The 7,741-nt window shown below is 73.5% G+C and carries 4 protein-coding genes; 3 read left to right on the top strand and 1 reads right to left on the bottom strand.

The features are described 5' to 3' along the window. Nucleotides 1–222: 222 nt before the first annotated feature. Complete coding sequence (locus I4I78_RS27260; RefSeq protein ID WP_218614364.1) at nucleotides 223–1,305, bottom strand: YncE family protein; 1,083 nt, start codon at nucleotides 1,303–1,305, stop codon at nucleotides 223–225. A gap of 168 nt (nucleotides 1,306–1,473) precedes the next feature. Between I4I78_RS27260 and I4I78_RS27255 the strand changes: the two genes are divergently transcribed. The 3 genes from I4I78_RS27255 (at nucleotide 1,474) to I4I78_RS27245 (ending at nucleotide 7,741) form a co-directional block, all read left to right on the top strand. After that, complete coding sequence (locus I4I78_RS27255) at nucleotides 1,474–2,688, top strand: cytochrome P450 (protein WP_218614363.1); 1,215 nt, start codon at nucleotides 1,474–1,476, stop codon at nucleotides 2,686–2,688. A 183-nt stretch (nucleotides 2,689–2,871) separates the two neighbouring features. Then, a complete protein-coding gene (locus tag I4I78_RS27250) occupies nucleotides 2,872–5,379 on the top strand; it encodes a Tex family protein (RefSeq protein ID WP_308252387.1) in 2,508 nt (835 codons plus the stop codon). A 370-nt stretch (nucleotides 5,380–5,749) separates the two neighbouring features. Beyond that, nucleotides 5,750–7,741 (top strand): DEAD/DEAH box helicase, encoded by a 1,992-nt coding sequence (locus I4I78_RS27245; protein ID WP_308252386.1) that lies wholly within the window; start codon nucleotides 5,750–5,752, stop codon nucleotides 7,739–7,741.

Genomic DNA, 7,741 nt, shown 5'->3' with positions numbered 1-7,741 from the left:
AAACGGGCACGACGAATACGGAGCCCTCGGGGCTTTTGTCCCGTCAGGTGTGGGAGCGGCCGATTACGGCCGCACCTGGCGCCGCTCGGTCCTGTCCCCGGGCCACCCTGGTTGTGGGGTGATGGCGGGTGGCGGGCGGAACCCTAGGCGCAACCACGTGCTGGCCCGACCGTAACAGCGACCTCAGGCGGCACAAGATCGGCCGAGCGTCCGTCACGGGGCCTACGCCGGGCCCTCGACGATCTGGACGACGCCGTCATTGGTCCCGGTGACGAACAGGCGTCCGGTGTCCGGGTCGACCGCGACCGTGTTGGCCTGGCGCACGGTCGGGATACGCGCGATCTCGCGCGGCTCCGGGTTCGTCATGTCGTAGCCGATGAGCTGGTTCGTCGCGGTGACCGTGACCCACAGCCGGTCGCGGACCGGGTCGTAGGTGATCCCGTACGGCTCGCCCGGCACCGACAGCGCGGCGATCTGGCGCGGCGTCCCGGAGGGGTCGTAGACCAGGACCTGCCCGCCACGGGTGTCGGTGGCGATCATCCGGCCGTGCTTGTCCGCGACCAGGTGCGTCGGCCCGGCGCCGGCCGGGAGCTCGAGGATGCCGGCGTAGGTGTTCGTGTCGTAGATCGTCAGGGAGTTGTCCCGGACGTCGATCAGGCCGACCCGGTCTCCGACTGCAGCCAGGCCCGCGGGCTGGGTCACGTCGGTGAACGTGTGCACGACCTGGTTGTCGCGGATCGCGACCACCGTGCCGCCGCCCTCGTTCGCGGCGAAGATCGTCCCGTTGGGCGCCTGGGTGGCGTCGTGCGGGCTGGTCCCGGTCGTGACCTGCGACGTCGCCGGCCCGTTCGGCAGCGCGACCTGGATCAGCGAGTTGGAGCTCTCGTCGGGCACCAGCACCGGCCCGCCGGGCACGGCGACCTGCAGGTGGCGCAGCACGCCGGGCAGCGGCACCCGGCCGGTGACCGCGCCGCTGTCGGTGTCGAGCAGGACCAGCTGGTTCGGCTCGCGCACCCCGACCGCGACCCGGCGGCTCGGCCCGTCCGCGACGATGCCCTCCGGCACGGAGCCGACCTGCACCGTCCGGCCCGCGGGCGTCGCGGTGGGCGCGGGCGCGACCGCCGGCTCGGCCGGCGGCGGCAGCGGTTCCGGGAAGCGGTTGGGTGCGCCGGGGGTGTCCATCGTGGCCGGTGTCGTGGGCGCGGCGGCGGGCGGCGGGGCCGAGCCGGACGGCGGGGCGCCCGAACAGGCCGCGGTGAGCGCGAGCGTCGCGGCGGTCAGGGCCAGTAGTGCTCGGCGTGGCATGAGGGGCCGTTCGGATCGTGGCGCACGCCGGTTCGGTGATCTCCACAGCCGACCGGCGAGCGGTCGTGCACGACCGTTGTGTGACGAAACCATATCCGCCGAATTGCTGCAGAGTGTGCAATTTCCGCTTACCGTGGAGATCACGCCCAGCCGCCGGAGGAGATTCCCGTGACCACCACGCAGCCCGCACCGCAGCTCCCGTTCGACCGCCCGGACATCCTGCAGGTCGCCCCGCTCTACGACGTCCTGCGGCGGGAGGCGCCGATCGTGGCGGTCCGGACCCCGGCCGGTGACCCGGCCTGGATGGTCACCCGCTACGACGAGTGCCGTGAGCTGTTCGCCGACCCGCGCCTCGGTCGCTCGCACCCCGCGCCGGAGCAGGCCGCGAAGATCTCCGACGCCGCCGTGATGGGCGGGCCGAGCGGGGACTACGAGACCGAGCACGACGAGCACGCCCGGATGCGCAGGCTGCTCGTCCCGTCGTTCTCGGCCAAGCGGATGCGCCTGCTCGGCGACCACGTCCGGAGCCTGGTCGACGGGTGCGTGGACGACCTCGTCGCCGCGCACGATGCGTCCGCGGACGGCGTCGTCGACCTGCACGAGACGCTGGCGTTCCCGCTGCCGGTGCTGGTGATCTGCGAGCTGCTCGGCGTGCCCTTCGCCGACCGCGACTACTTCCGGGGCCTCTCCGAGCGCGTCGCGTCCCTCAACTCCGGGGACGACGCGCGTCTGGCCATGGCCGAGTTCCACCGCTACATGGGCGAGCTGGCGGCGGCGAAGCTGCGCGACCCGGGCGAGGACGTGCTGTCCGACCTGGCCGCCGCGCAGGCCTCGGACCCCGAGTTCTCCGACGAGGAGATGACCCGGCTCGCGGCCGGGCTGCTGTTCGCCGGGCACGAGACCACGGTCGGCCGGATCGACCTCGGCGTGCTGTTGCTGCTCAGCGACACCGCGCGGCGCGACGCCTTCGTCGCCGACGTGTCCGGGCGCGTGCAGACGACGGTCGAGGAGGTCCTGCGCCTGTCCGCGCCGGGCGGGCTGGGCCTGGTCCGCTACGCCCACGACGACATCGAGGTCGGCGGGCACACGATCCCGCGCGGGGACGCAGTGTTCCTGTCCTCGGCCTCGGCGAACCGGGACTCCGCCGCGTTCGACGACGCCGACGACTTCGACCCGACGCGGCGCCCGAACGCGCACCTGTCGTTCGGGCACGGCGCGCACTTCTGCATCGGCGCCAGCCTGGCCCGCACGGAGCTGACCACGGTGTTCTCGACGCTGTTCACCCGCCTGCCCGGGCTGCGCCTCGCGGTCGGGGTGGACGAGCTGGAGGTGCGGTCGGACCAGCTGACCGGCGGGGTGCGCTCGGTGCCGGTCACCTGGTGACGCACGAGCACACGCCCCGACGGTCGTCAGCCACCACCCGGCGGTTGCCCGCCGCGCCCGGTTAGCGACCATTGGGGGGTGACAGGCTCGGCACTCCCGGACACCCCCGCCCCGACTCCCGAGGACGGCGACCCGTCGGCCCCGAACGGGTCGGCCCCCATCGCGTCCGGAGGGGGTGTGCAGGTGCCGGACCAGGCGGTCCGGCACCGCTCCATCCGACAGCGCATCGCCGACGAGCTCGGCGCCCGGCCGAACCAGGTCGAGGCCGCGGTGGACCTGCTCGACGGCGGCGCGACCGTCCCGTTCGTCGCGCGGTACCGCAAGGAGGCCACCGGCGGGCTCGACGACGTACAGCTCCGCACGCTCGAGGAGCGTCTTCGCTACCTGCGTGAGCTCGAGGAGCGCCGGGCCGCCGTGCTGGACTCGATCCGCACCCAGGGCAAGCTCGACGAGGCCCTGGAGGCCCGGATCTGGGCGGCGGAGTCCAAGGCCCGGCTCGAGGACATCTACCTGCCCTACAAGCCCAAGCGCCGCACCAAGGCGATGATCGCCCGCGAGCAGGGCCTCGAGCCGCTGGCCGACGCGCTGCTGGGCGACCCGACGCTGGACCCGCATTCCGAGGCGGCCGCGTACACCGGTGACGAGGTCGCCGACGCCGGGGCCGCGCTCGAGGGCGCCCGGTCGATCATCGTGGAGCGGATCGGGGAGAACGCCGACCTCGTCGGTGGCCTGCGTGAGCGCATGTGGTCGAACGGCCGTCTGGTCACGAAGGTCCGCGAGGGCAAGGAGGACGACCAGGCCGCGTCGAAGTTCTCGGACTACTTCGAGTTCTCCGAGAAGTTCACGACGCTGCCCAGCCACCGGATCCTCGCCGTGTTCCGCGGCGAGACCGAGGAGGCCCTCGACGTCACCCTCGACGCCGGCGACGACGAGACCCCGACCGCCTACGAACGCCTGATCGCGGCCGAGTACGGCATCGCCGAGAAGGGTCGCGCCGCCGACGCCTGGCTGCTCGGCGTCGTGCGCTGGGCGTGGCGCACCCGGATGCTCACCGCGCTGGGCATCGACATCCGGGTCCGGCTGCGCGCCGCCGCCGAGGAGGGCGCGATCGGCGTGTTCGCGGCCAACCTGCGCGACCTGCTGCTCGCCGCCCCGGCCGGCACCCGCCCGACGATGGGCCTGGACCCGGGCCTGCGCACCGGCGTCAAGGTCGCAATCGTGGACGCCACGGGCAAGGTGCTCGACACCTCGGTGATCTATCCGCACGAGCCGCGCAACGACAAGGCCGGGTCGGTCAGGACCCTGACCGCGCTGGCGACGAAGCACGGCGTCGAGCTGATCGCGATCGGCAACGGCACGGCGTCGCGCGAGACCGACACCCTGGCCGGGGAGCTGATCAAGGACAACCCGGGTCTGAAGCTGACCAAGGTGATGGTCTCCGAGGCCGGGGCATCGGTGTACTCGGCGTCGGCCTACGCCTCGGCCGAGCTGCCCGACATGGACGTGTCGCTGCGCGGCGCCGTCTCCATCGCGCGTCGTCTGCAGGACCCGCTGGCCGAGCTCGTCAAGATCGACCCGAAGTCGATCGGCGTCGGGCAGTACCAGCACGACCTGCCCGAGTCCTCGCTGTCGCGCTCGCTGGACTCGGTCGTCGAGGACTGTGTAAACGCGGTCGGGGTGGACGTCAACTCCGCGTCCGCGCCGCTGCTGCGCCGGGTGTCCGGGATCAGCGAGTCGCTGGCCGGGGCGATCGTGGCGCACCGCGACTCGAACGGGCCGTTCCGCACCCGCACCGCGCTCGCCGACGTCCCGCGGCTGGGGCCGAAGGCGTTCGAGCAGTGCGCGGGCTTCCTGCGTATCCGCGGCGGCGACGAGCCGCTCGACGTCTCCGGGGTGCACCCGGAGGCCTACCCGGTCGTCCGGAAGATGGTCGAGCGGGCGAAGGTCGACGTCGCGGCGCTGATGGGCGACGCGGGCAAGCTGCACGCGATCAAGCCCAAGGATTACGTCGACGACACGTTCGGCCTTCCGACCGTGTCCGACATCCTGGTCGAGCTGGAGAAGCCGGGCCGCGACCCGCGTCCGGCGTTCCGCACCGCGACCTTCGCCGAGGGCGTCCACAAGATCTCCGACCTGCGGGTGGGGATGCTGCTCGAGGGCGTCGTGACGAACGTGGCCGCGTTCGGGGCGTTCGTCGACGTCGGGGTGCACCAGGACGGCCTGGTGCACGTCTCGGCGATGAGCAAGGACTTCGTGTCCGACCCGCGCGACGTCGCCAAGTCCGGCGAGGTCGTCAAGGTCAAGGTGCTCGAGGTCGACGAGGCCCGCAAGCGCATCTCGCTGACCATGCGCCTCGACGACGAGCCCGGCGCGGGCAAGGGCGGCGGCCGTCCGGACGCCGCAGGCGAGCGCGGCGGTGGTCGCGGGCGGCCCGGCGGCGGCAAGGGCGGTGGGCCCGGCGGCAAGGGCGGTTCCGGTGGCCACGGCGGCCCCGGTGGACGGGGCGGCCCCGGTGGTCGCGGCGGCGGGGGCGCTCGTCCGGACGTCAAGGGCGGCTCGGGCGGCGGCAACCGCGGTCAGGGCAGCGGCGGTCAGGGCGGCGGCGGCCAGCGCCGCGACGACAAGCGCTCCGCCCCGGCGAACGACGCCATGGCCGAGGCCCTGCGCAAGGCCGGCTTCGGCAAGGGCTGAGTCCCGCACTCCCGCCGCGCACCGATCGGTGCTCGCGCGCGCGTCACGGACCGCGCGGGAGCCTGGTCGGTGCGCGTCGCGCCGTCGTGACCTGACTGCGGCGCCCGGTCGGCCGCGGGCCCGGTCCGCTGTTCGGGGCGCAGGTGGCGCGGGCGGGCTTCGGGTGAGTGATCGGGCGCACGGCGGCCCCGCCCACACGGCGGGGGCGTCGCGTGGAACAATGAACGAGTCGGCTGTCAGCGATGACGTCAGCCGAGAGCCCCTCAGGGTCCAGTCAACGGCACGGGTCAACGGTGCCGCGCGGGCCTCCGGGCTTCCGCGGGTGGTGCGACCGATCGGGTACGCACGCCCTGCCGCGACTGAGGACCGAGTGAGCACTCTGCTGGACCAAGCCCTGATCAACGACGACCGGATCAACGAGATCCCCGACACGAGCGAGGCGAACGGCGACATCGCCGACATCGACACCCCCCGGAACGACACCGTTGCGATCGACGACAGCGTGCAGGCCGACGCCGTCGAGACCGAGACGGTGAGCGACGAGAACGACATCACCGAGAACCACGTCGCGGAGAACGTGACGGACGAGAGCGCAGCCGACGAGTCCGTCGAGGACGCGGACGGCGAGGACGACGAGCCGGAGAGCACCGGCACGACGTTCGCCGACCTCGGCCTCGCCCCGCAGCTGCTGCGTGAGCTCGAGAGCCTGGGCTACGAGCACCCCAGCCCGATCCAGGCGGAGTCCATCACCCCGCTGATCGCGGGCCGCGACCTGCTCGGGCAGGCCGCAACCGGCACCGGCAAGACGGCGGCGTTCGCGCTGCCGATGCTGCAGCGCCTGACCGACGGCCGGGCGAGCCGCTCCCGCGGAGCCCGCCCGTTCGGGCTGATCCTCGCGCCGACCCGTGAGCTGGCCATGCAGGTCGGCGAGGCGGTGGCGCGCTACGGCCGCAACGTCGGCGCGAAGGTCGTCACCGTCTACGGCGGGGCCCCGATCGGCCCGCAGCTGGGCACCCTGCGCCGCGGCGTGGACATCGTCGTGGCCACCCCCGGCCGCGCGATCGACCTGCTCAACCGCAACGCCCTGTCCCTGGACGCGATCGAGGTCGCGGTCCTGGACGAGGCCGACGAGATGCTCGACATGGGCTTCATCGAGGACATCGACCTGCTCCTCGACGCGACTCCGACGACGCGTCAGACGGTGCTGTTCTCCGCGACGATGCCGAGCCGGATCGTCAGCCTGGCGCGCAAGCACCTCAACGACCCGGTCGACATCCGGATGGGCAAGGTCGAGACGCCGGAGGGCCAGGCGCCCAAGGTCCGCCAGACCGCCTACAACGTGCCGCGCAGCCACGTCACCGTCGCGCTCGGTCGCGTGCTGGAGATGGAGCGCCCGACCGCGGCGATCGTGTTCTGCCGCACCCGGGCCGACGTCGACGCCGTCACCGAGACGCTCACCGGCCGCGGCCTGCGGGCCGAGGCGCTGCACGGCGGCATGGACCAGGAGCACCGCACCCGCGTCGTGGAGCGGCTGCGCGCCGGGCGGACCGACCTGCTGGTCGCCACCGACGTGGCGGCCCGCGGACTGGACATCGACTCGCTGACCCACGTGGTCAACCACGACGTCCCGTCCTCGCCGGAGGCCTACGTGCACCGGATCGGCCGGGTCGGCCGTGCGGGGCGCGAGGGCGTCGCGATCACCCTGGTCACCCCGGGGTCGGTGCGGCACCTGCGCGGCATCGAGCGGCTGACCGGCGCCACGGTGCCGGTGGCACCGGTGCCGACGGTCCAGGACCTGCGTGACGCGCGTCTGGCCCGCACCGCGGTGACCATCGCCGAGCAGATCGAGGCCGGCAGCGACAACGACGGCGTCGACGCCCTGGTGCTGGAGCTGGCCCAGGAGAACGACCTCGCCACGATCGCCGCCGCCGCGATCCGGATGGCCCGGGCCGGCACGGCCGTGGCCGACGACGAGATCGACATCCCGGAGGTCCGGGCCCCGCGCGGCGGTGCCGCCGGAGCCCGGGACGCCCGTGGTCCGCGTCGCGAGGGCCCCGGTGGCCCCGGCGGCGGCGCCCGCGGTCAGGGTTCGCGCCCGCCGAAGGCCGGCACCACCCGGCTGTTCGTCTCGGCCGGTCGCGCGTCCGGGGTGCGCCCGCAGGACATCGTGGGTGCGCTGGCCAACGAGTCGCGGCTGTCCGGCCGCGACATCGGCGCCATCCAGATCCACGAGCGTCACGCCCTGGTCGAGGTGCCCGAGCACGCAGCCGACGACGTCCTGAAGTCGCTGCGCGGAGCCACCACGCTCAAGGGCCGCAAGGCCAACGTGCGCCGCGACCGCGACGCCGCAGCCGCGCACTAG

Source organism: Pseudonocardia sp. KRD291 (genome assembly GCF_019263595.1).
Taxonomy (GTDB): domain Bacteria; phylum Actinomycetota; class Actinomycetes; order Mycobacteriales; family Pseudonocardiaceae; genus Pseudonocardia.
The sequence above is the reverse complement of the archived record's forward strand: the minus strand, read 5'-3'. Positions and strand labels throughout refer to the sequence as shown.

Coding starts and splice junctions, on each gene's coding strand:
- I4I78_RS27260 (WP_218614364.1), bottom strand. CDS start 1,305: ATGCCACGCCGAGCACTACTGGCCCTGACCGCCGCGACGCTCGCGCTC.